The sequence below is a fragment of the Pseudomonas sp. 51_B genome, from assembly GCF_017491595.1.
Classification (GTDB): domain Bacteria; phylum Pseudomonadota; class Gammaproteobacteria; order Pseudomonadales; family Pseudomonadaceae; genus Aquipseudomonas; species Aquipseudomonas promysalinigenes.
The window spans coordinates 1-461 of record NZ_JAFGYW010000337.1 but is presented as its reverse complement, the minus strand read 5'-3'; the positions used below and the strand labels follow the sequence as shown (position 1 = coordinate 461).

At 67.2% G+C, this 461-nt stretch carries 1 protein-coding gene; it reads left to right on the top strand.

All coding sequences use genetic code 11. The features are described 5' to 3' along the window. Nucleotides 1–269: 269 nt before the first annotated feature. On the top strand, nucleotides 270–461 hold a 192-nt coding region (locus J5M56_RS25115), incomplete at its 3' end, for a helix-turn-helix domain-containing protein (RefSeq protein WP_207938075.1).

The window sequence follows — 461 nt, the reverse complement described above, 5'->3', positions numbered from 1 at the left end:
CCCGTTTTCGGCGCAGCGATTTGTCGAACGCCCCTGCGCGCCCGCGAGGGCCGGAGACGAACCAGCGACGCGGCAAACGCGCGGGCACGCCGGCGGCGGCCCGCGGATTCCTCCCGACGGCGCCGACTGACGTTATCGCCTCGATCGCCGGATTCCATCGCCCCTAGTCAATAGAGTGTTGCTGTTTATATCGTCATCGGCCGATTTAAGCTTCGGCAAACGACGATTCGCGATTTCACCGCGCCGCCCATGACCTTGATGCCGACGCCATTCACAAAGCGCTTGCAAGCCCCGTGCGCCGCACGATCCTCGCGTGGCTCAAGGCGCCCGACAAGCACTTCCCCGCATCGCAAGCGGGGCCGTTTCCGCAAGGCGTCTGCGCGGGCCAGATCGACGCGCTGTGCGGATTGTCGCAGTCGACCGTGTCCGCGCACCTCGCGCCGCTCGAGCGCGCCGGGCTC